Here is a 22,531-nt window from a genome sequence, read left to right on the forward strand (position 1 = left end):
CGGCCCGCCCGCTTGCCGATCTGCCTGTTCGCCGGCTCGACTGCTGCCTGCCCGCACAGTCGGCCAAGATGCCGCGCGCGGCCCCTGCCAGATCATGCTGCGCCCCTGCTGTGAACCGGCTCGCCTTTGCCGAGGACCTGAGCGGCCCATGGCCCAAACGCAAAACGGGGCGATACAATATTGTATCGCCCCGTTTGTAACCAAAGTCCCGGCTGATCAGTCGACTTCGCGATCATTGGGTTCGGCCCGGACCGGGAACCCGTCAAGCGCGTGGTCCTTTTTGATTTTGGCGGCATCATCACGGGCCTGTTTCAGGGTGGCGTATTTGCCGATCCGCACATAATACCAGGCCGAATCATCGGCGGCACCGCGCACGACAACCGCGACCTCAAGGCCCTTTTTGCGCAGTTCCTCGGCCCGCTGGCTGGCATTTTCATGAACCTTGAAGGCCCCGACCTGTACCGAGAATGGTGTTTCACCGTTGGTGGCGACTTCGGCCTCGTCATTCTGTGTTGCTGATGTGCGCGCCGCCGTTTCCTGTTTGGCAGGAGCAGCCGGGGCATCTGGGGCAGCATCGGCCTTGGCCGGTTCGGAAGAAGCAGAGTTTTCGCCCGCGGCCTGATCATTCGTGCCCTGAGCCGTCGCAGCAGAGCTTTCCACCGCCGGTGCTTCGGGCGCATCAGGTGCGGCCGGCGCTTCGCCGACTTCTCGAATTTCCGGTGCAGAAAGCGTTTCACCATCACCCGCCGTGTCATTTGCCGTCAGCTCGGAAGCCGCCCCGCCCGCGTCATCCGATGCGGCTTCGTCGAAATTTTCAAGGGCCGCACTGCGCTGGGCAATCAGATCCCCGACCGGGTCATCGCTGCTTTCGGCGATTTCGGCAACCGTTTCAGGGGTGGTTGTCGGGCTTTGCGGTACCGGTTCGGAAACCACGGCCGGTTCATCCGGCTCGGTCGCGAGCATTTCAACCGGTGGCTTTTCAAGGGCGGCATTGGTGGCGCCGTCATCGGAATCCATAAACAGTCCGGCCCCGACCAGCATCCCGGCAAAGAACAAGACCAGGCCGAGCATACCGGCCCCGGTAACAAGACCAAGAAGGGTTTTGCGATCCATATCAGCTATCCGTGCATTAAAGTTTTGCCGATCACCGGTGCGACGTCCGTCACGCCCGTTGCCATCACCATGCCCGTCACGCCCATAAATAAAGGCCGGAAGCGGCGCATCCTTTTGCCCGGATTCCGGTTCGGAATCGGGTTGCGGGGTCGCACGCAGATCGGGTTTGTTGGTTTGGTCTTCGCCAACCATGAACTTGGCCATCCTTCACGACATCATTGTGATCATGATTTTGTAACCGCCAGCACGTTTATAAAACGCTAAAGCCGTTTAATCGGCGACACACGACCATATATAAAAGAAACGCCCGCACGGCATGTGAGCCACGCACGAACAGTGATGATGGATGATGGGAGAAACCGGGATAAAAAAAGGGGGACTGGTATGTTCCCCGGCATTGTCCCGCACAATAAACCGGATACCAGCCCCCTCGAGTGAGAGAGATCGACCTTCGGGGAGAGAGAGTCCCGAAGATAAATGGTCATCAGGCACGCCATGTCAGCCTGAAGACCGGTCACAAACGACATTGCCGTCTGCATTTGACAAAGACAGTCATAGACCATCGAAAATCTAATTGCAAACGATTATCACACACATTCGCATATTTTTTCCGAAATTTCAAAACACTGACTTTTAACGCGTCAGAATGGACACCATTTAAAGGAGAATTAGCCCCCGCAACCACATACAAATTCCTGATTTTTCCGCGGGTTTCGGCAGTTTTTAACAACTAAAAGATTGTTTTCCAAATTAAGCTCTGTTTGGATCAGGGAAACTACTCATAAGAAGTAGCCAGGTGGGAGCGAGACACCGACACAATACAAAAAACAAAAAACGGTTTGCTCTGGAGTGATGAATATGACGGGAGACAAGGCCGCAAAGACGGCTATTTCAGGAGGTGCAACCAGCCTTCTGACGTTACGGCGCATTTTGCTCGTGACGGGTTTACTGGTTTCAGGTGCTGTTACATGGATGCTCCTTTGGACGGGAGATACCTATCGCAATTTTGCCATCGAGACGCTGAACAACTCGGTCAGTGGCACGGTGAATTTCTTTGTCGGTTCGCGGGTGGCAACCGACTATGCAGACAAGATTACCCCGATTGCCAATGAATGGTCGCGGCTTGGCAGTCTGGTGAAAAGCTATCAGGAAAACGATCAGACTCGCATGAAGGCGGAACTTGATATTCTGTCGAATGCCCGCGAGGTGGTTCAGGGTGACCTGACACTGATTGATGCGATTGCCTATGACACCGATTTCAACCAGCTTGCAACGTCAAAGGCCAATCTTGGCGCCAGTGTGACCGATGATCCGGACGTCAAGGCGTTCCTGACCGGACGTGACAAGGGCGAAGCCCGCAAACCGGCCAGTTTCATGTGGACCACGCCCGACGGGCGACCGGTTTTCAGCCTGATCCTGCCGGTCGGGGGTTTCCGCGCAGTCGGCTTCCTTGAAGTCATTACCGACCCGCTGCCGACACTGGCTGGCATCGGCAAGGTTCTGGGGGGCAATTTCCAGATTCTCGACAAATCGGGGACGGTGCTGTTTGAAAGCCTTGAAGATGGCGAAGCCAGCGAAGGCGGCACTGCCATCCCCCAGACAGAAGACTCGGCCGATGGCGTGACCGCCGAAAATGCCCAACCGGCAGACGCGGGCACAACACCGGCCGACACCGGCGAAACCCACCGTGCGGCCGTTGATGTGACCATCAGCGACGGGCGTGGTGGCATCTGGGCCGAGGCGGTATTTGATCGCGACATTTCCGATTTCTATGCCCAGACCGATGATTTGCGGGCCCTGTCGATCGAAATCCTGATCGGTGTGTTGCTTGCGGCCTGGGTGGCCGGGTGGCTTTTGTTGCGGACCACCGTGTTCCGCAATCTTCGGGCGTTTTCGCGCGCGATGACGTCGATTTCGGAGGGCGATACCAATGTCGATCTGCCACAGGTCGGCAGCGACGAAATCGGCGATATGAAAAAGGCCCTGATTGCGCTTCGGGAATCGGTGCGTCAGGCCCTGATCCTGCAAAACATGGTCGAACATACCCCGACCATGACCGCACTGATCACCCCTGATGGCAAGGTCGGGTATCTGAATGCCAGCGGGCAGGAATATGTCGGAGCCCCGGCAAGTTCGCTTTCGGGCGACTTCCTTGAACTTGGTGCAGACTTCCAGAGCCGTCTGTCCAATCCGGCCAACCTGCCCTTTACCGAGATCATCCAGAACAAGCGTGATTATCTCGAAATCCTTGCCGCACCTGTGCTGGACAAGGATAACGCGCTTTTGGGCACCATGCTTGCCTGGAATGCAGTGACGGAACGCGAGGAAAGCAAAATCGCCGTCACCGAAATGATGGCCGAAGTTGCCCGCGTTGCCCAATCGGTAACCGAGCAATCCGAAGGCCTTCTGGAGCTGGCAAGCGAACTGACCGATCAGTCGCAAAATACGGTCCAGCAATCGGGCGGTGCACTTGATGTATCGCGCGAAGCCGCATCAAACACCCAGAATGTTGCCACCGCCGTCGAGGAACTTTCATCCTCGATCGCGGAAATCAACCGCCAGGCAACCGAGGCATCCGATGTGACCGGCCGGGCACAAAAAGAAGCCGAGGAAAGCCAGCGCAATATCGGATCACTTGAAAAGGCAAGTTCGGAGATCGGATCTATCATTGATCTGATCAACGATATCGCGCACCGCACCAAGCTTTTGTCGTTGAACGCAACGATCGAGGCCGAACGTGCCGGTGAACTTGGCAAGGGTTTTGCCGTGGTGGCCAACGAGGTCAAATCGCTTGCCGATCAGACCGCAAACGCCACCGGGCAGATTGGCGATCTGACCACTGCGATCCAGCAGGAAGTTCAGAAAGCCGCCCATTCCATCAGCACGGTGGGTGACGTTATTCATCAGGTCAATGACATCCAGTCGACCATTACCCAGTCGGTTGATGAACAACGCCGTGCGACAAGCGAGATTTCCGAAAACGTCCAGCGCATCGCCGAAGGCGCCGGGTCGATGGATGAAATGATCCGGTTCGTGAATGAAGGCGCACTTGGCACCGGGCGCAATGCCCAGGACCTTAATACCGCAAGCCATCAGCTTTCCGAGATGGCGCGCAATCTTTCTGATCGCATGCGCGAATTCAGCGAACGCATGAAACTGACCTGATCAGGAAACCGGACCGGATCAAGACAAAGGGCGGCCCCGCAAGGCCGCCCTTTTCGTTAGATGTCGTCAAAGCCGGCTATCGGCTGGCGATTGATTTCGACGCGATTTCATAAAGATCGCGCGAGATTTCCGGTTTTGCCAGAACCCGTTCAAGCGCCTGTTTCATCAGGCGTGCGCGATCGACATCATATTTCGCCCATTTGCCAAGCGGTGCGCACAGGCGTGCGGCCACCTGCGGGTTGATATCATCAAGTTCGATCAGACGATCAGCATAGAATGCGTATCCCGATCCGTCCTTGGCGTGGAAGGCACGCGGGTTGGCCATGGCAAAGGCCCCGACCAGCGACCGGACCTTGTTCGGGTTGCGCATGGTAAAGGCCGGATGGCTCATCAGATCCTTGACGCGGGCAAGCGTATCATCACGCGATGACATCGCCTGAAGCGCAAACCATTTATCCAGAACCACGCCGTCCTTGGCAAAGCGGGCTTCGAAATCGGCCAGTGCCTCGGCCCGCCCCGGATGATCCAGATGGTTCAGCACCGAAAGTGCCGCCATCTGGTCGGTCATATTGTCCGCGGTGCGATACTGTTCGGCGGCAAGATCGGCATATTCCACCTTGTCGCTTGCCACCAGATAGGCCAGCGCCGTCGCGCGCAAGGCACGCTGACCAGCAGATGTTGCATCGGGGGTAAAGGCCGCGTTTGAGCCGTTCTGACGATAGGTCGCATCAAATTCCGCCAGCAGGCCAAGACCGATCCGCTTGCGCAGGGCCTTGCGGATTTGATGGATGGCTTCGGGGTTTGCCGGTTTGCGCTGTTCGGACAGGAATTCTTCGCCCGGCAGCGCCAGCGCATCAGCCCGGAAGGCCTTATCAAGGTCTTCATTGCAAAGGGTGGCCCGCATCGCATCAATAAAGGCCGCGATGCTGTCGCCCTGCCCGTCCAGTGCGGCATTGGCATCCCCGTCATTCTTTTCAAATTCGGTGATGGCCGCCAGCATCAGGCGGGTTGCATATTTCTGTCCGGCTTCCCAGCGGTTGAACGCATCGGAATCATTGCCCATCAGGAACACCAGTTCATCGTCGGGCTGATCGGTCATGACATTGACCGGTGCTGAAAAACCGCGGTTAAAGGAAACAACCGGCTTTTCCGATACACCGTCAAAGACAAATTCCTGACTTTGCTTGGTCAGTTGCACCGTCTTTGCCACCAGATCCGATCCGTCCGCCGCCAGAAGACCGACCGAAATCGGCATGTGAAGCGGATATTTGTTCGGCTGTCCCGGGGTCGGATCGGTTTTCTGTGACACGGTCAGAGTGAACTGTTTGGCATCAGCATCAAATTCGCCCTGCCAGGTCAGCTTCGGGGTACCGGCCTGCGAGTACCAGCGTTTGAGCTGAGTGAAATCGGCGTCATTGGCGTCTTCCATCGCCTTGGCAAAATCATCACAGGTCACGGCCTGACCATCATGGCGATCAAAATAAAGATCGATCCCCTTGCGATAGCTATCCGGCCCCAGCAGCGTATGCATCATGCGGATCAGTTCCGCGCCCTTTTCATAGACTGTGGCGGTATAGAAATTGTTGATTTCCATATAGCTGTCCGGGCGCACCGGATGGGCAAGCGGCCCGCCATCTTCGGGGAACTGGCGCGCACGAAGCTGTGCGACATCCTTGATGCGCTGCACCGGGCGGGACCGCTGATCAGCCGAGAATTCCTGATCACGGAAAACGGTCAGGCCTTCCTTAAGGGACAACTGGAACCAGTCACGGCATGTCACGCGGTTGCCCGACCAGTTATGGAAATATTCGTGGGCAACGATCGATTCAATCAGTTCATAATCGGTATCGGTTGCCGTGTCGGGCTTTGCCAGAATGTATTTGGCATTAAAGATATTGAGGCTTTTGTTTTCCATCGCCCCCATATTGAAGTCCGACACCGCCACGATATTGAACAGATCAAGGTCATATTCCAGACCATAGACATCCTCGTCCCACTTCATCGAGCGGATCAGGCTGTCCATCGCGTAATCGCAGCGGTCTTCATTGCCATGTTCAACAAAGATGCGCAGCGCAACCTTGCGCCCGGAACGGGTGACAAAGCTGTCTTCGACACAGGCCAGATCCCCGGCAACCAGCGCAAACAGATAGGACGGCTTGGGGAACGGATCTTCCCACACCGCGAAATGACGCCCGCCATCAAGATCGCCACTGTCAATCAGGTTGCCGTTCGATAGCAGAACCGGGCAGCTTGCCTTGTCCGCATTGATCGTCACCTTATAGGTCGCCATCACATCGGGGCGATCCGGGAAATAGGTAATGCGGCGGAAACCTTCGGCCTCGCACTGCGTACAGAACGCGCTTTGCGAAACATAAAGCCCTTCGAGGCGTGTATTGTTGGCCGGTGAAATCTGGGTTTCGATTTCGGCAATGAAATTTGCCCCCGGTGCGGCAAAGCGCAAACCTTCGGCATCGACGGTAAAGTCGCTTGAGGCCAGACGATCACCATCAAGGGTCACCGAAAGCAGTTTCATGTCCTCGCCATGAAGGAAAACTTCGTCGCCCTTGCCGGTGCCGCGCGCAGGATTCGCAGCCACAAACAGCCGTGATTTGACATTTGTGACGTCCCGTTCGAGATCAAAAACCAGTTCGACCTTTTCTACAAAAAAGTCAGGTTCTTTATAGTCTTTACGGTGGATCACTTGCGGCTGTTCAGACATTTCTGTGTCCTTTTTCCCTTGGGCTGCGCGGTTTTGGAACGGATTGTATAAATTCGCCAATATTGCAGCGCAGTGTCGTTTGTCAGAACTGAATTTCGGTCATTCGTTTCACTGATAGGATAAATTTCATTTTTCCTCAAATGCGGAGTTTACGGCACCGATTTTAGTATGCATAATCCCAAACGGTGGCGCGAGGGGGGCCAAAGTTTCACATTTCGTGGGGCGAGAGTGATCTTTGGTTTCCCTCAACCTTTCTGCCGATGATCCTTGCGGGCAGATGGGCGCTTTCCGGGTCGCACCCGCACCAAAATCAAAATTATCCCAACATTTTCTCACCTAAGACTTTGTGAGTTCCGATTGATCGGGATAGAATAATTGCGACCTGTCGGGGAAATAACGTCCAGGGGAACTCGCCAATGACCGAGACATTCCAGATTCTGATCGCTGATGACCATCCGCTTGTCCGCGGTGCCCTGAAACAGTCATTAACAACAGAGCTGGATAACGTCACAGTCTATGAAGCCGGCAGCCTGTTTGAAGCCATCGAACAGATCGAAGCCCGCAAAGGCGATATCGACCTTGTACTGCTTGATCTTCATATGCCCGGCATGAACGGCTTTACCGGCCTGTTTTCATTGCGCGCATCCTATCCCGACATTCCGGTTTCCATCGTTTCGGCCAGTCAGGAACTACCGGTTGTCCGCCGTTCGATCGAATATGGCGCATCGGCCTTTGTCCCGAAATCGGCCCCGGTCGATCAGATCGGGTTGGCTGTCAAAACCGTTCTGGATGGTGGCATGTGGATGCCCGACTGGGCGCGCGAAGCCATGGAAAACGGCCCGGCTGATGACGAGGCCACGGGCCTTGCCGAAAAAATCGGGCAACTTACCCCGCAGCAGCTTCGTGTTCTCAACATGCTGACCGAAGGCAAGCTTAACAAGCAGATCGCCTATGAGCTTGATGTGACCGAAGCCACCGTAAAGGCCCATGTATCGGCCATCCTGCGCAAACTGTCGGTTCACAGCCGCACCCAGGCGGTGATTATCGCCCGTGAACTTCAGCTTCAGGAACCGGCAGTCGATATGTAATCCCTCCCCCCTTAAGGGTAGGGTTAAACTATTGCAAAATTTCACTTTTTTACAGAGACAACAATTCTCTAATGGACTATACAAGTTGACATAGTCCATTACACAATAGAATAAGAGCCACCCAATGTTGTTTCTTCGGAAGTCCCCAATTTCAAGTGCCGGTCTTGTCGCCCTCACCCTTTGCGCGGCTACAAGCCATGCTGCAGCTGATACAAACTGGTCTGGGCTTTATGGGGGCCTTGCGCTCGGTGGCGCCTATAGCGCTGCGAAGCCAAACACCGACGTTCTTTATACAGGTTATTTCGAAGATCTTGGTGGTGGCAGTGACAGAGAACAGCTTACACCTCTTCTCAATGATACGCTTGACGGCTTTGATGTCAGCAGCTCCGCCCTGCTTGGCTATGACTATCAGGACCGGAACATTGTTTACGGGATTGAAGGCGATCTGACCTTCATGCCGTTTTCTGAAACGAAAAGTCATGGGCCGTTCGTATATGACACAAATGCGGGCGGACGCTTCTCGACCCAGACGACCGTAGAAACTGATTTCTCCTTTAGCATTCGCCCGAAAATCGGCTACGCAACCGGTGAATGGCAAGTTTATTTTGCAGCCGGTCCGTCCATCAGCCGGTTCAAGACCACGCATAAATTCAACGATAATGTATCGGGCGGAACCGATCATACATTCACCGACACAAGAACGGCCTTTGGCGTATCAAGCAGTATCGGCGCGGGCTATATGCTCGGCGACGGATGGGCGCTTCGTGGTGATTATGTCATGACTTATTTCCCGCAAATCGTAAATGGTGACGCAGACGTTGGCCAAGGTGGATCTGCGGCGGATTTTTCTTATGACGCTGATTTCCAGTCACACAATGTCCGTTTTGCATTGATCAAGCGCTTCTAGGCCCAAAGCCCAGAGCCCAAAGGGTTTTGCCCCCCAACATTAAACGGCGCCCAATTTAATTGGGCGCCGTTTAATGTTTTGCGCTGGTTTTGCGCAGGCTTTGCCCCGACAATCTTGCATCCGGAACTTAGCGCCACTTCAACCGTTACATGGATATCGCTTAAAACTCGGCAGGCGTTTTGTCCTGCCCGCCAGGAGAGCATGCATGTCGACCAGAAGCACTGGGCCTTCGCCTGAAACCGGTGGTGCGACTGCATCCCCGCCTTCAACCACCAGCCCGCACATGGTGGCCCGCGCCCTGATCTATCGCCGGGCCCGGACGATTTCGGTCATCGGGACGTTCGGCATCCTCACCCTTGGCTGTCTTTATGTGGCGCAAAGTCTTGTGCTGCCCGTGATCATGGCGTTTTTGCTGTCGCTTGTGTTTTCGCCGGTCGTGCGCACGCTTGCGCAATTTCGCATTCCGCGCAGCATAACTGCGCTGACCATTGTGCTTGGCCTTAGCGCATCGGTGATTGCCGGCATTTACGGATTGAGCGGCCCGGTATCGGGCTGGATCGACGAAGCCCCGCAGATCGAGCAACGGCTGCGCCTGCGCCTTGCCGATCTTAGCGAGCCGCTTGACAAGCTGCGCGATGCCCAGCAACAGGTGGCCGAGGCAACCGACCAGAACAGCGGCGATGAAAATGTCCAGAAGGTGGTGGTGACCGAACCCAACCTGATCAGTCAGGCCGCCGAAGGTGCGCCCGATATTCTGGCCGGTATTGCGTTGATGCTGGTGCTGCTTCTGTTCATTTTGTCGGCCGGTGATCTTGTCTATGAGAAACTGGTGCGCGCGCTTCCGACCTTTGGCGACCGGCGCAAGGGATTGCGCATTGCCCATGATGTCGAACGCGAAGTTTCGCGCTATCTTGCCACCATCACCGCGATCAACATCACGCTTGGTCTTGTTGTCGGCACCCTGATGGCGATCATTGGTCTGCCCAACCCGATCCTGTGGGGGATTGCCGCCGCGGTTCTGAATTACGTGCCGATTCTGGGTGCCCTTACCGGGATTGCCATTGTTGCCGTGGTTGGCCTTGTATCCATGCAGACAACAAGCGAAGCCCTTCTGGCCCCGGCCCTTTATTTCGTCTGCACCGCACTTGAAGGTCAGATCATCACACCGGCCCTTGTCGGCAACCGGCTTCGGATCAATTCGATTGCCATCATTCTGGCTGTGGCGTTCTGGGGCTGGATGTGGGGTGTGGTCGGTATTCTGGTTGCCGTGCCGCTTCTGATCGTTTCGCGGGTTATTGCCAATCATGTCGACGGGCTTGGCGGGTTGCGCGAATTGCTGGGCCCCCATCATCACGGCAATCAGGGCAATAACCTTGCCCGGTCGAAATAGATCGATTGCGCAGCGCTGGTCAAAGGCGTCAAAGGCGCCAAAGCCCCGATCAACGCATGCTCAACGCATGATGGCATGCCCTAAATCCGGCTATTCCCCCGCCGCCCCTGCTGCGCACGTCTAATCGCTTGCCAAGTATCGGCGGGGCTGCCACCCTTGGGGCATGTCCGATCTGGTTGAAATTCTTTGTCATGACTGCCCGGGTGTCGAGGCCGTTCGCGCCCGCACGCGCCACAGCTTTGCCAAACACAGCCATGAAACATTCGGCATCGGCTTGATGTTTTCAGGCCCACAAAAATCTGCATCGGGCCGCGGCATGGTCGAAGCCGGGGCTGGCAACATCATTACGGTCAATCCGCGCGAAATCCATGACGGCCATCCGATCGGCGATGCAGCGCGGGGTTGGAACATGCTGTATTTCGATCCGGCCCTGATTGCCAATACAGCAAGCGACATGTCAGACGGCGCAAACCCGCATTATGAATTCACCCGGCCCGTGATGGATCACCCACAGGTCCGGCAATGCTTTGCAACCTTGTTTGATGCGATCACCCACGGCACGGTGGATGCCGCACGGTTGCGCCGTGAAGAAATGCTGCTTTTGCTGCTTCATCATGCCCTTTCCCATTCGGGTGACGGGCCCGCCAAACCCGCAACCCGAACGGCTGTCGCCCATGCACGGATCAAACGAGCCAAGGCATTGCTTGATGATTGCCCGGCTGATCTGCACAGCCTTGATGATCTTTCCGAGGTAACGGGACTAAGCAAATTTCAAACCGTGCGCGAATTTACCCGTGCCACCGGCCTGACCCCGCATGCCTATCTGATCCAGCGGCGCATTGACCTTGCCCGCGACCTGATCCGGGCTGGCCAGCCACTTGCCGATATTGCACATCGCGCCGGATTTGCCGATCAAAGCCACCTTAACCGCCATTTCGTGCGGGCCTTCGGCCTGACACCGGGCCGCTATGCCCGGGCCGCTCGGCAAAACTGACCAATCCTCACATTTTCCATTTGCCGTTCTGATCCGCCAGACATAGCTTGCCGGACAATGCGGAACACCGCCCCAAATGCGCATCAACGCAAAGCCCCACCAAGGCTAAAATCATCCTGCAATTCCGTTCAAGAATGCTTTGCGCCCCGTCCGTAAATTGACCGCATCACAGTCAAACAAACGGACACATCATGATCACCCTTGATTACCTGATCACATCGCTCATCATCGTCGCCCTGCCCGGCACCGGCGTGATTTATACCCTTGCCCTTGGATTGGGACGCGGCATGAAAGCCAGCATCTGGGCGGCCTTTGGCTGCACCCTTGGCATCGTGCCCCATATGGCGGCAAGCATCCTTGGCCTGAGCGCCCTGCTTCATGCCAGCGCGGTCGCCTTTGAAATCGTGCGTTATCTCGGCGTGGCGTGGTTGCTTTATATGGCCTGGGGTATGTGGCATGGCACAGGTGCGATGAAAGTCACCGCGAATGAAACCAAAACCGGCATCGCCAAAATCATCCGCGACGGCATTTTGCTAAACCTGCTCAACCCCAAACTATCGGTCTTCTTCTTGGCCTTCCTGCCACAGTTCGTTACCGCCGATACACCCGACACCACATGGGACATGACCCTGCTCGGTCTGATCTTCATGGCGATGACATTTGGGGTCTTTGTGATCTATGGATGCTTTGCCGGGACATTGCGCAGCCACATCATAGAACGCCCGAAAGTCATGAGCTGGATCGGCAAAGGTTTTGCCGGGGCGTTTGTGGCGATGGGGGCGAAACTTGTCATGACGGCACGATAAGCAGATTGCACGACAAAACGATATTGTTCCAATTTATGGAACATGATACTTTATTGGTAATGGACAGATTGAAACAAACCCGCGTCAGGAAACCGTATGCGTATCATTGCCCGCAAGGTGCTTGTCGATTTCTGGCTTAAACATCCTGAAACGGAACAGCCCCTTAAGGCATGGTTTGATCGGACCCGCAAAGCAAACTGGCAAAGCCATCAGGATGTTCTGAACGTTTTTGGTACAGCCAAATCAATCAATGCCGAACGGATCAGGTTCAAGATACACGGCAATGACTACCGCCTGATCGTCGCCTTTCGCTATGACGTCCAGATCGCATGGATCAAGTTCATCGGTACCCATGCGGAATACGACAAGATCGATGCCAAAACCGTCGACAGGTTCTAACCGGACTTGCCAGGAGAAAGAGATGCAAACGACCTATGCCCTCAAACCGATCAAAACCGAAGCCGACTATGAAGCGGCGATGGAGCTTGTTGAAAACCTTTGGGATGCCAAACCGGGCACAGCGGAAGCCGACCAGCTAGAAGTACTTGGCATCCTGATCGACCAGTACGAAGCACAACAATACCCGATCGCCGCCCCCGATGTGGTCGAAGCTGTGCTGTTTTACATGGAGCAAAATGGACTGGAACGCGCCGAGCTTGGCAAACTGCTTGGCAGTCGTTCCCGTGCGTCCGAATTCCTAAATCACAAGACCAGCCTGTCACTTACACAGATCAGAACGCTGAATGAGGCTTGGAATATTCCGGCGGATGTTTTGATACAGCCGGTTAGAGAGAGTGCTTAGGACACAAAATAAATCTCCCCCCTTTTCAAAGCTTCAAACAAGAGAATTCCCTAATATAGAAACTCCACCGCTATTTGAATTGTCTATCTAAATTCAATCACTCGAAACAACTTTATCGGTAGGGTCATACTCAAGAACGCTCAACAACTCTGCAGAGAAAACATCTGGGCGCTCTTTAAGCAAATAAGTACAGTTCAGCTTATCCTTAGCAATACTTGAAACTTCTTCATTTTCATGCACTGAGTAAATGATAACTTGTCGATCTCGAAACCCCTTATTCCGTGCTAATTTTGCTAAAAAAAGCCCGGGAAATCTTGAAAACACTTTCCCTTCCTCTTCCACATTTTTTTTCAACCCATCAGCTACGGGCACCTGTAAGTCAATAATAATCGCCCTACCAACACCCTTCTCAATTTCGAGAATGGCATCTTCCACATTCTCTATAGATACAACCTCATATCCCTCTGATTCGAGAAAATCGACAACCCAAATATTTATAAATTGCTCATCATCAACAAAGATAACTTTCTTTGGAAATTCCGTTACAGCCATCGATACTCTCACACTTACTATATTGGAAACTTAACGAAGAACTTTGTTAAGCCTGCACTCGTTGACTCGCACCAAATTTTACCCCCATGACAGACTTCAACAATCTCCTTACAAATATACAATCCGAGTCCAGTTCCAGACGCCAGTATATCTTTTCCGTTTTTCCCCCGGTGACCTACTTCAAAAATCCTATTTACATCATCTGGCATTATTCTTTTTCCGGAACTTTCCACCGTAATACGCAAATAATTTTCATTATTCACCAAATCAGAATATATTTTTATATTTGTGTTTGGTTCGCAATATTTGACCGCGTTATCAATCAAATTGATAATCACTTGCTTGCATAGCTCAAGGTGCCCATCATACCTGAACTGATCTTTTGGGTTGATCAACTCTATATCCACGCCTTTATTAGATGCCTGTTCTTGAAAAAAATTTATTGAGTCAATAATCATCTTAGGAACAACTATATTTGTTTTTTCAGAATCATCTATAGGCTGAAATCCTTGAGCGAAATAAGCTAAGTTCTTGATAAGTGATATACATTGCCCCAACTGAACACTACTTTGGTTTAGCCTTTGCTTTACTTTCTTCTCATCTGTGATACGACCATCCACGACATTTCTAAGAATTCCTGAAACACCATTTAACGGATTGACAACTTGGTGAATAAAATTTGCCAGCAACTTTAAGTTTAAAGCATCAACATCTGAATTATTCATATCAACCTCTAGAAGTAATTATGACGATCAATCCCTCAAGACAAACCTCAAGATCAGACCACAAGCACACGTCCTTCATCTCATCAAGCAAAGAATCAGGTGGGTCTCTTTTAAATTGGACAGAAATTGATATCTTATTATTTGAAACTTGCTCCACTTTAATCGGGCTTCCTTCTTTGGCCCATATCCTCAATCCAGAAATAATTGCCCTTATGCCAAATGAGTCAAAAGTATTACTGTTTCTTAGACCAGAAACATCCAACCAATCGTAATTATCCTTATCCTTATTGAATCCGGATACCACAATCTTACCTTCAGTGCTCAAATCCTCAAGACGCCGACTGAGAAGTTGCGAAAGGGCTGTTGCGTACTCCACATAAAGCGGTGTTAGCTTCGGGACAACGAGACTACCTTTTGCCGCCAAGATAGCTTTCATTGATTTTTCAGCCAATGGCCAGAATGCATCAGGCCTGAGGTCCGGATCGTCAACCAACCCGTATTTAACCTGTAGTACTGGAACAAGTTGAATCTTCCTCTCAAGCTCATACCCTCTCCAAACGCGAACTTGCGGCCGCTTTCTAGAATTATTCCATTCAGAAATCTTGGTTTCAGCCAGAGGACTTGGAGTAGACGTTGTCACAACCAACAAGTAATCTGTATCAGAGGCTTCTGAGAAAGCTATCTTCTCCCAAATTAGCGGCCAGCTAAGGGTACCGTCATATCGCTTACATTCAATATACCACGTTTGAGCATGCATGAATCCGCTCAAATCTCGACAAAGAGCCTCTCCTTCAATGTCCCGTCCACCATCAGCCCCTGGCGTTCTCCAAACCAGATTTTCAAAACCACTAGATCCCATTAAATCATATACTAAGTTTTCAAAGACCGTCGGCTCTAAAGACTTGATGCGATCTAACAATAGTCACCTCCAAAAGAACAACCTAGAATTTAGAAACATAGCAAACTTACATTTTTTGTCGTCCAAGAAAATTAATATCACTCCGCAGCATCACTCCCCAACCGGTTCAACGCCCGCGTCATCAATGCTCGCAGCTTAGCCGGGCGGAGCGGTTTGTTGAGCAATGAGAAACCCTGTTCGCGGATCAGGTCGGCGGTCTCAGTCGAGCGGTCGGCGGTGATGATGACGCCGGGCACATTAACGCCGTGAACATCACGAAGCTTGATCAGGACATCAAGGCCGGTCTGGCCGGAATCAAGGTGGTAGTCGGCAAGGATGATATCGGGTGCAAAGGTGCCCTTGCCCGGTTCTGATCCGCTCAGAAGGTCTTCGGCCACCGGGCCGGACCGGGCAGTTGCGACCACGCAGTCCCAGTTGCTGAGCATCGCGTTCATGCCGTCAAGAATATCGGGTTCGTTATCAATGCACAGCACACGCAGGCCGCCCAGTTCCCCCGCCATGCGGCGTTTGGGTTTGGGGGTTGCAGCCGTATCGGCAACGCCAAGCGGCACTTCGACCGAAAAGACCGTGCCGCGTCCGGGGCGCGAGCGCACCGATACCGGATGATCAAGGGACCGGCCAAGACGATCGACAATCGCAAGACCAAGGCCAAGCCCCTTAACATCGGTGGTTTCCGGGCCCTCAAGACGGTGGAATTCGCGGAAGATGATTTTGAGCTTGTCTTCGGGGATGCCCGGTCCGCTGTCCCAGACTTCGAGTTTCAGCTTGTCGCCCCGCACACGGCAGCCGACCACCGCACCGCCTGTGCGGGTATAGCGCATGGCGTTGGAAATGAAGTTTTGCAGGATACGACGAAGCAAGCGACTGTCACTACGCACCCAAAGATCGCGTTTATGGACCTTGAAGCTCAGCCCCGCATTTTCGGCAATCGGGCCGAATTCGGTTTCAAGTGCGCTTAACACATCGCTGATTGCGAAATTGCGGATATTGGGCTGCATCGCCCCGGCATCGAGCTTGCAGATATCCAAAAGCTCGTTCAGCAGTTCCTCGACCCCCTTGAGCGACAGATCAACCTTGCCGACAAGGTCGAGCACGTCCTCGGCCAGTCCCTGTTTGCCGCCGAGCGCCACGGTAAACAGGCGTGCGGCATTAAGCGGCTGCAAAAGATCGTGGCTGGCCGCGGCAAAGAAGCGGGTCTTGGTATCGTTAGCGGTTTCGGCCTGTTCCTTGGCGTCTGAAAGTTCGGAGTTCAGAACTTCAAGCGCGTGGGTACGTTCGGTCACGCGGGCCTCAAGCCCCTCGTTGGCTTCCTTAAGGGCCTGTTCGGCGGTCTTGCGTTCGGTAATGTCGTGATAGATGCAGAAGTAACCCAGCACTTCGCCGGTTTCGTCAAAATGCGGGATATAGGTGCCTTCGGCATAGCGGCCTTCGCGCACGCCCTGCATGCCGCGTTCATCATTGCGATTGCGCGTGATTGCCGGGAATTCGATTTCAAAGCTTTGGCGATAGCCTTTGAGCACCAGCTCGATCATCGGAGCCAGATGGACATAGCGTTCCTCGCCCACCGCTTCGCGGACCGACATGCCGTGGGCCTCAACACGCCGAAGGCCAAACATCCGCTCATAGGGGCGGTTGGTAAAGCGCAGGCGCTGATTTTTATCGGCATAGGCGATCATCACCGGAATGTTGTCGGTGTAAATCCGGATATTGCGTTCACTTTCGCGAAGGGCTTCTTCGGTGCGAACGCGTGCCGTGATATCGGCGATGGTGGCAACAAAACCGCCATCGGGCATCGGGTTGGTGCGAATTTCAAGCACCATGCCATCGGAACGTTTGCGCTCGTAAGTATGGGGAAGCCGACGCATCTGGGGGGCTGCATTGCGGCCCAGAAGGATATCGATATCAACCGAACGGGTGTCGTTGGCACGGCAAATCTGCACCAGCTCGGACAGCGGCAGGGTGACCTGAATGTCGCTTGTCGCGATGCCAAGCAAATCAATGAACCGGTGGTTCCAGGTCGCCAGACGCAGGTTTTGGTCAAACACGCCAACCCCTTGGGAAATGTTTTCAAGGGTATTGAGCAACAGATCACGGTTGAATTTGATGGCCTCGGACGCTTCGTCGAGAAGTTCCATCGCATCACGGCGCGACACCGCCTTATCGGGCAGCAAAAGCGCCATCACCACGCGCGATGATGCCGCCCCCACCGCCCCCGAAAGCAGATGTTCGGTGAAACTTGCGGCATCGACATCGGCAAGGTCGGATCGTTTGGGTTCGCCCCCGCGCGATTTCAGATAATTGCGAAAGGCACGCTGCGCCCAATGTTTTCCAAGAAACCGCGCGGCCAGATCTTCCAGATCGCCCAGCGTGACCCGACCAAGCCAGGTGTCATTGCGTGCCTTGGTACTTTTGCGCCAGACATCGACAAAGACCTGGGCCTGACGGCGCTGGGTTACCCCCTGTACCCCGACGGCCGATCCGACAAACATCAGAACGAAATTCACCCCAAGCGACCAGACCACCCCGTGGGTCAGGTGATCTTCGATCCCGACCCCGAGCAATGCCTGCGGATTAAGAATGGCAAAACCGAACGGCCCGTCGGTCAGGATTGATGCCGGAAGCAATTCCCCCTGCACAAAGGTCGGCAGCAACAGCGTATAGGCCCAAAGCACAAATCCCGACACAAGGCCAAGCCGAACCCCGGTCCGGTTGATGTTTTTAAGATAGATGGCCGCCAGAACCGCCGGACCGAATTGCGCCATGGCGGCAAAGGACAGCATCCCGATATCGGCCAGCGCATATTTTTCCGACAGGAACCGATAGAACCCGTAAGCCAGAAACAGCAACAGGATCACGGCCGCACGCCGGATTTTCAAAAGCACCTGGCTGACATCACCGGACATGCGGTTTTGCAATTTTTCCGAGCGCAGCAAAAGCGGCATGATCAGATCGTTACAGACCATGGTCGAAACCGCGACGCACGATACGATCACCATGCCGGTACTGGCCGACAGCCCGCCGATAAAGGCAACAATCGCCAGCCAGTCCTGCCCGCCCAAAAGCGGCAAGGTCAGAACGAATGTATCGGGATTGACCTTTGGCTCGTCCCCGAACATGAACAGGCCGGCAATGGCAATCGGCACGACAAAGATATTGATCGCCACCAGATAGGCCGGAAACAGCCAGCGCGCACTAGCGAGATTGCGGCTGTCATCATTTTCAACAAAGGTCACATGGAACTGGCGCGGCAGACAGAACATCGCAAAGGCGGCAAGCAGCGTCGCAATAAAGAAATGCGATGTCAGCCACGTATCGGGCCTGAAAAGTTGCCGGACGGCGGGATCGGACAAGGCGCGCTTGTTGATATCGGCAACACCGTCAAACATCCCGTACACCACAAAGAACCCGACCAGCAAAAGAGCAGCCAGCTTGACCAGGCTTTCGAACGCCACCGCCAGAATAAGACCGTCATGATGTTCGGAGGCATGGATATAGCGTACACCAAACAGGATGGCGAAAACCGCCATCAGGATGGTGACATAAAAGGCCGTATCCTTGGAAAAATGACCGGCCGAGTGACGCACCACCTGTTCGCCAAGTTCCCCGATCAGCACATCAAAGGACAGCGACACGGCTTTGAGCTGAAGCGAGATATAGGCAAGAACACCGACCACCGCGATCAGCGCGACAAGGGCGGCCAGACTTTGGCTTTTGCCATAGCGCGACCCCAGAAAATCGGCGATCGAGGTGATGTTCTGTTGATGGCAGACCCGGGCGATTTTGGTCATGATGCCAAAACCGACAATCATCACAATGATCGGGCCGATATAGATCGGCAAAAAGGCCCAGCCGCGTGTTGCCGCCGTCCCGACCGATCCAAAGAATGTCCAGCTGGTGCAATAGACCGCCATCGACAGGGCATAGATCGACGGCTTCAACTTTGATGCGCGCCATTTATCGGCGTATTTGTCACCATAATGGGCAATGGCAAACAACAACCCGATATAGGTCATGGCAACGATAAAGATCAGTCCGCCCTGAAGCATCCGTGTATAGCCCTGTATTCTGACCACCGTTTCAGGCGGTTACGATTATCTTTTCCCGGGGACTATACCACGGCCGATGAATTGTCTAAAACGACGCAAATTCGATTTGGTGCAATAAGCACCCAGACCAAAGACCAATGAAAGCGTGGTTCAGATGTCTTCTGATTATGGCTTTTACGCCGGAATTTTGCGCTTTGTCGCAAAGAAAACCGAAACCGATGACCGTGAAATCCGCATCATGATGGGCCATTTGTCGGGCATTGCCGATGCCATCGCGCAATCCGGGCGTTTCATGATCGAACGCGACAATTGCGAAAGTGCCGCACGTGCCTTTGCCGGGGTTGCCAAATTCCTGCAGGAACGCATTCTGCCCGAGGCACTGAATGCCGGGAATGAAGGCGCGGTCGAACAGCTTAAATGGGCGATTGAAACATCGCTTGTCATGGCAGCCGAACTGGTCAAGCGCGCCGCAAACGAAGAGCTTAAAGATCAGGACAGGTTCACCTTTGACCTGCCCGCGCCCAACAAGCCGACCGTGCATTAGGCACCAAGAGGATCATGCATCAGGCGTCAGGTATCCCGCATCAGGCGCATAATGCACGGTGCATGAAGCATGACTTGGCGCATAGCCTATAGCGCATAGCGCACACGCACCAAAAAAGGCCGACACCCGGGTGTCGGCCTTTTTTGTTTCAGATCGGGATCGCGGGCTGATTAGCCCTGATTGGCAAAGACATTGGCGCGCTGATTCAGCGCGGTTGCCTCGAACTCCTTGCCATAAGGGGCTGCCTTTTTCGCAAAATCCATCAGCGACGCATAGATGCGGCCATTAAGGTCATTCTGACCTGCGATTTCTTCAACCGCTTCCTTGGCGGCACCGGCAAAGGCCGCGATCAGATCATCATTGAAATGACGGATCTCGGTACCTTTGGCGAGGATCGCCTGATAGGACTGAACGTTGTTGAAGGTAAAGTCCGCAAGGGTCTGTTCGACATTGGCCTGTGCGGCAATGGCGACGATTTCCTGAAGATCTTCTGGCAGTTCGGCGAATTTGTCTTTGTTGATAAAGACTTCAATGCCCGAACCCGGTTCGGCAAATGCCGGGGTGTAGTAATATTTGGCAACCGAGGCCAGACCGAACGCATAGTCGTTCCACGGTCCAACCCATTCAGCGGCATCAATCGCACCGGATTGCAAGCTTGGCAGAATGTCAGCGGCCGGAAGCAGCGACGGGGTCGCACCCAGACGGCGCATGGCTTCGCCACCGATACCGGCATAGCGGACCTTAAGGCCCTTAAGGTCATCAACAGAATTGATTTCCTTATTGAACCAGCCACCTGCCTGAAGGCCGGTATTGCCTGCGAGGAACGGCTTGACGTTGAACTGGGAATAAAGTTCGTCCCAAAGTTCCTGACCACCGCCAAAGCGCAGCCAGCCCGAAAGTTCCCACGCCATCAGACCAAACGGAATGGTGGTGAAGAACGAAACGGCCGGGTCCTTGCCAAACCAGTAATAGGGCGTGGAATGGGCCAGATCGGCAACGCCCTGTTCGACCGCGTCCATGCATTCAAGGGCCGGAACCAGTTCGCCCGCACCATAAACCGTAATCTTGAGACGGCCACCCGACATCTTGTTGACGCGTTCGGCAAACAGTTCGCCATTGGCACCAAGACCCGGCGTGCCTTTGGGCCAGGGCATGACCATGCGCCAATTGATGGTTTCATCGGCCTTGACGATGGCCGGCGCAGTAGCAGCGGCAGCAAATGCACCGGCAGCAACGCCTGCGCCGCTCAGAAACTGACGACGTTTCATTGTGGGGCTCCCAATATTGGTAAATTTTTGCGTAAAAACTCTACGAAGGTAATTTCGTAACTCTGTTTGAACCCAAAGTTACGGTTTTTGGCGCATGCAACAATTCATGTTTGCGGGATGCAGCATCGCGCAAACTGCATGACATCGACATTTCATCGATATTTCTTCACCCGAAGGTTCAAACAAAAGGGGCCGCCCGAAGGCAGCCCCTGATATCATGCGCACCGGACCGGGTTGCGGTCGGTTCGCGAAGATTGTTTCAAGACACTGGCGAACTTAGTAGCCCCAGACCTTTGCACGCTGCAACAGACCGGTTGCTTCGAATTCCTTGCCATAGCGCGCGCCCTTCTTGACGAGGTCAAGGTAGCTTGCGGCAATTCGGCCCGAAAGGTCGTTCTTGGCGGCGATTTCATCAACCGCGGCCTTGGAATGTTCGGCCAGGGTCATGATGACATCATCGGGGAACTGACGCACTTCAACGCCCTTGTCGATCAGCGGCTGATAGGACTGAAGGTTGTTGAAGGTAAAGTCGGCCAGGGTGTTTTCCGAAATCGCCTGTGCGGCATAACGGATGATTGCCTGCAGATCCGGTGACAGGGCATCGAACTTGTCCTTGCCGACAAAGATCTCAAGACCCGGTCCGGGTTCGTGGAAGGCCGGGGTATAGTAGAATTTGGCAACCTGATAGAGACCAAATGCCAGATCGTTCCACGGACCGACCCACTCGGCAGCGTCAATCGCGCCCGACTGCATCGACGGCATGATATCACCGGGCGGCATCATGGTCACATTCGCACCGGCACGGCGCATGGCTTCGCCGCCCAGACCGGCATAGCGCATTTTAAGGCCCTTAAGGTCATCAAGCGAATTGATTTCCTTGTTGAACCAGCCGCCAGCCTGCATGCCGGAGTTGCCCGCATAGAACGGCACAACATTGAATTCGGCATAGGCTTCTTCCCAAAGCTTCTGACCTTCGCCAAAGCGCAGCCAGGCCGAGAGTTCCCATGCGGTCAGACCAAACGGAATGGTCGAGAAGAAGTTCAGGGCCGGGTTTTTGCCCTGCCAGTAATAGGGCGTACCATGGGCCATTTCGACCACGCCCTGTTCGACCGCATCCATGCATTCGAACGGCGGGACGATCTCGCCACCACCGAACACACTGATATTCAGACGACCATTGGACATTTCCTTGACCATGGCGGCAAATTTTTCTGCATTGGTGCCAAGGCCCGGCGTCCCTTTTGGCCACGGCATCACCATGCGCCAATTCAGACTTTCCTGCGCGGAAACAATAGCCGGTGCCGCGACCGATGCGGCAACCGCACCCGCACCCAGACCGGCTCCTTTAAGGAACTGACGACGTTTCATTGGGATCCCCTTAGATTCTTGTGTTTTGGTGGTTTTTTGCGCGACCACCAGCCTGCGGAGGGGGATTTTCGCTAAAAGACGCGTCTGTTTCCACTATTTTTGCCAAAACGGGGAAATATTTTTTC

17 protein-coding genes are annotated in these 22,531 nt (G+C 54.0%); 9 read left to right on the top strand and 8 right to left on the bottom strand.

All coding sequences use genetic code 11. The annotated features are described in order from the left end of the window. Window positions 1–216: 216 nt before the first annotated feature. Window positions 217–1,317, bottom strand: a complete 1,101-nt coding sequence (locus tag M9H61_RS05800) for an SPOR domain-containing protein (RefSeq protein WP_250283890.1) — start codon at window positions 1,315–1,317, stop codon at window positions 217–219. Window positions 1,318–2,085: 768 nt separating this feature from the next. Between M9H61_RS05800 and M9H61_RS05805 the strand changes: the two genes are divergently transcribed. Further along, a complete protein-coding gene (locus M9H61_RS05805; RefSeq protein WP_250283893.1) occupies window positions 2,086–4,278 on the top strand; it encodes a methyl-accepting chemotaxis protein in 2,193 nt (730 codons plus the stop codon). A 76-nt stretch (window positions 4,279–4,354) separates the two neighbouring features. Here M9H61_RS05805 and pepN read toward each other — a convergent pair whose 3' ends face one another. Further along, window positions 4,355–6,997 carry an aminopeptidase N gene (pepN, locus tag M9H61_RS05810; protein WP_250283895.1) on the bottom strand — a complete coding sequence of 881 codons (2,643 nt, stop codon included), beginning with the start codon at window positions 6,995–6,997 and terminating at the stop codon, window positions 4,355–4,357. Window positions 6,998–7,413: 416 nt separating this feature from the next. On the opposite strand from pepN, the gene M9H61_RS05815 reads away from it, so the two are divergent. The 7 genes from M9H61_RS05815 to M9H61_RS05845 all read left to right on the top strand — a co-directional run bounded on the left by M9H61_RS05815 (window position 7,414) and on the right by M9H61_RS05845 (window position 12,984). Continuing rightward, window positions 7,414–8,085 (top strand): response regulator transcription factor, encoded by a 672-nt coding sequence (locus tag M9H61_RS05815; protein ID WP_250283897.1) that lies wholly within the window; start codon window positions 7,414–7,416, stop codon window positions 8,083–8,085. Between the two features lie 124 nt (window positions 8,086–8,209). Further along, a complete protein-coding gene (locus M9H61_RS05820; RefSeq protein ID WP_250283899.1) occupies window positions 8,210–8,992 on the top strand; it encodes an outer membrane protein in 783 nt (260 codons plus the stop codon). Between the two features lie 205 nt (window positions 8,993–9,197). After that, window positions 9,198–10,382, top strand: coding sequence for an AI-2E family transporter (locus M9H61_RS05825; protein WP_250283901.1), 1,185 nt, complete (start codon window positions 9,198–9,200; stop codon window positions 10,380–10,382). A 163-nt stretch (window positions 10,383–10,545) separates the two neighbouring features. After that, a complete protein-coding gene (locus M9H61_RS05830) occupies window positions 10,546–11,376 on the top strand; it encodes an AraC family transcriptional regulator (protein WP_250283903.1) in 831 nt (276 codons plus the stop codon). 191 nt (window positions 11,377–11,567) lie between these two features. Beyond that, the gene (locus tag M9H61_RS05835; RefSeq protein WP_250283904.1) at window positions 11,568–12,182 is read left to right on the top strand and encodes a LysE family translocator; all 615 of its coding nucleotides are present in this window, start codon (window positions 11,568–11,570) and stop codon (window positions 12,180–12,182) included. 96 nt (window positions 12,183–12,278) lie between these two features. Further along, entirely contained in the window at window positions 12,279–12,581 is a 303-nt protein-coding gene (locus M9H61_RS05840; RefSeq protein WP_250283906.1) for a type II toxin-antitoxin system HigB family toxin, read from the top strand. A 22-nt stretch (window positions 12,582–12,603) separates the two neighbouring features. Continuing rightward, entirely contained in the window at window positions 12,604–12,984 is a 381-nt protein-coding gene (locus M9H61_RS05845; RefSeq protein WP_250283909.1) for a type II toxin-antitoxin system HigA family antitoxin, read from the top strand. A 93-nt stretch (window positions 12,985–13,077) separates the two neighbouring features. On the opposite strand, the gene M9H61_RS05850 is transcribed toward M9H61_RS05845, so the two are convergent. From M9H61_RS05850 to M9H61_RS05865, 4 genes are all read right to left on the bottom strand, one after another. Next, entirely contained in the window at window positions 13,078–13,536 is a 459-nt protein-coding gene (locus tag M9H61_RS05850; RefSeq protein ID WP_250283910.1) for a hypothetical protein, read from the bottom strand. Between the two features lie 17 nt (window positions 13,537–13,553). Beyond that, window positions 13,554–14,261, bottom strand: a complete 708-nt coding sequence (locus tag M9H61_RS05855) for a sensor histidine kinase KdpD (RefSeq protein ID WP_250283913.1) — start codon at window positions 14,259–14,261, stop codon at window positions 13,554–13,556. A gap of 1 nt (window position 14,262) precedes the next feature. Then, window positions 14,263–15,180 (bottom strand): restriction endonuclease, encoded by a 918-nt coding sequence (locus M9H61_RS05860; RefSeq protein WP_250283915.1) that lies wholly within the window; start codon window positions 15,178–15,180, stop codon window positions 14,263–14,265. Window positions 15,181–15,257: 77 nt separating this feature from the next. Beyond that, on the bottom strand, window positions 15,258–19,226 hold the full coding sequence (locus tag M9H61_RS05865) for a NahK/ErcS family hybrid sensor histidine kinase/response regulator (RefSeq protein ID WP_250283917.1): 3,969 nt from the start codon (window positions 19,224–19,226) through the stop codon (window positions 15,258–15,260). Between the two features lie 154 nt (window positions 19,227–19,380). On the opposite strand from M9H61_RS05865, the gene M9H61_RS05870 reads away from it, so the two are divergent. After that, on the top strand, window positions 19,381–19,770 hold the full coding sequence (locus M9H61_RS05870; RefSeq protein ID WP_114114363.1) for a hypothetical protein: 390 nt from the start codon (window positions 19,381–19,383) through the stop codon (window positions 19,768–19,770). Window positions 19,771–19,940: 170 nt separating this feature from the next. On the opposite strand, the gene M9H61_RS05875 is transcribed toward M9H61_RS05870, so the two are convergent. Together M9H61_RS05875 and M9H61_RS05880 are read right to left on the bottom strand one after the other, a co-directional pair. Further along, the gene (locus M9H61_RS05875; protein WP_068520056.1) at window positions 19,941–21,038 is read right to left on the bottom strand and encodes a TRAP transporter substrate-binding protein; all 1,098 of its coding nucleotides are present in this window, start codon (window positions 21,036–21,038) and stop codon (window positions 19,941–19,943) included. Between the two features lie 276 nt (window positions 21,039–21,314). After that, the gene (locus tag M9H61_RS05880) at window positions 21,315–22,406 is read right to left on the bottom strand and encodes a TRAP transporter substrate-binding protein (protein WP_068520057.1); all 1,092 of its coding nucleotides are present in this window, start codon (window positions 22,404–22,406) and stop codon (window positions 21,315–21,317) included. Window positions 22,407–22,531: the final 125 nt, after the last annotated feature.

It is taken from the genome of Thalassospira sp. GO-4, assembly GCF_023588965.1.
Classification (GTDB): Bacteria; Pseudomonadota; Alphaproteobacteria; order Rhodospirillales; family Thalassospiraceae; genus Thalassospira; species Thalassospira povalilytica.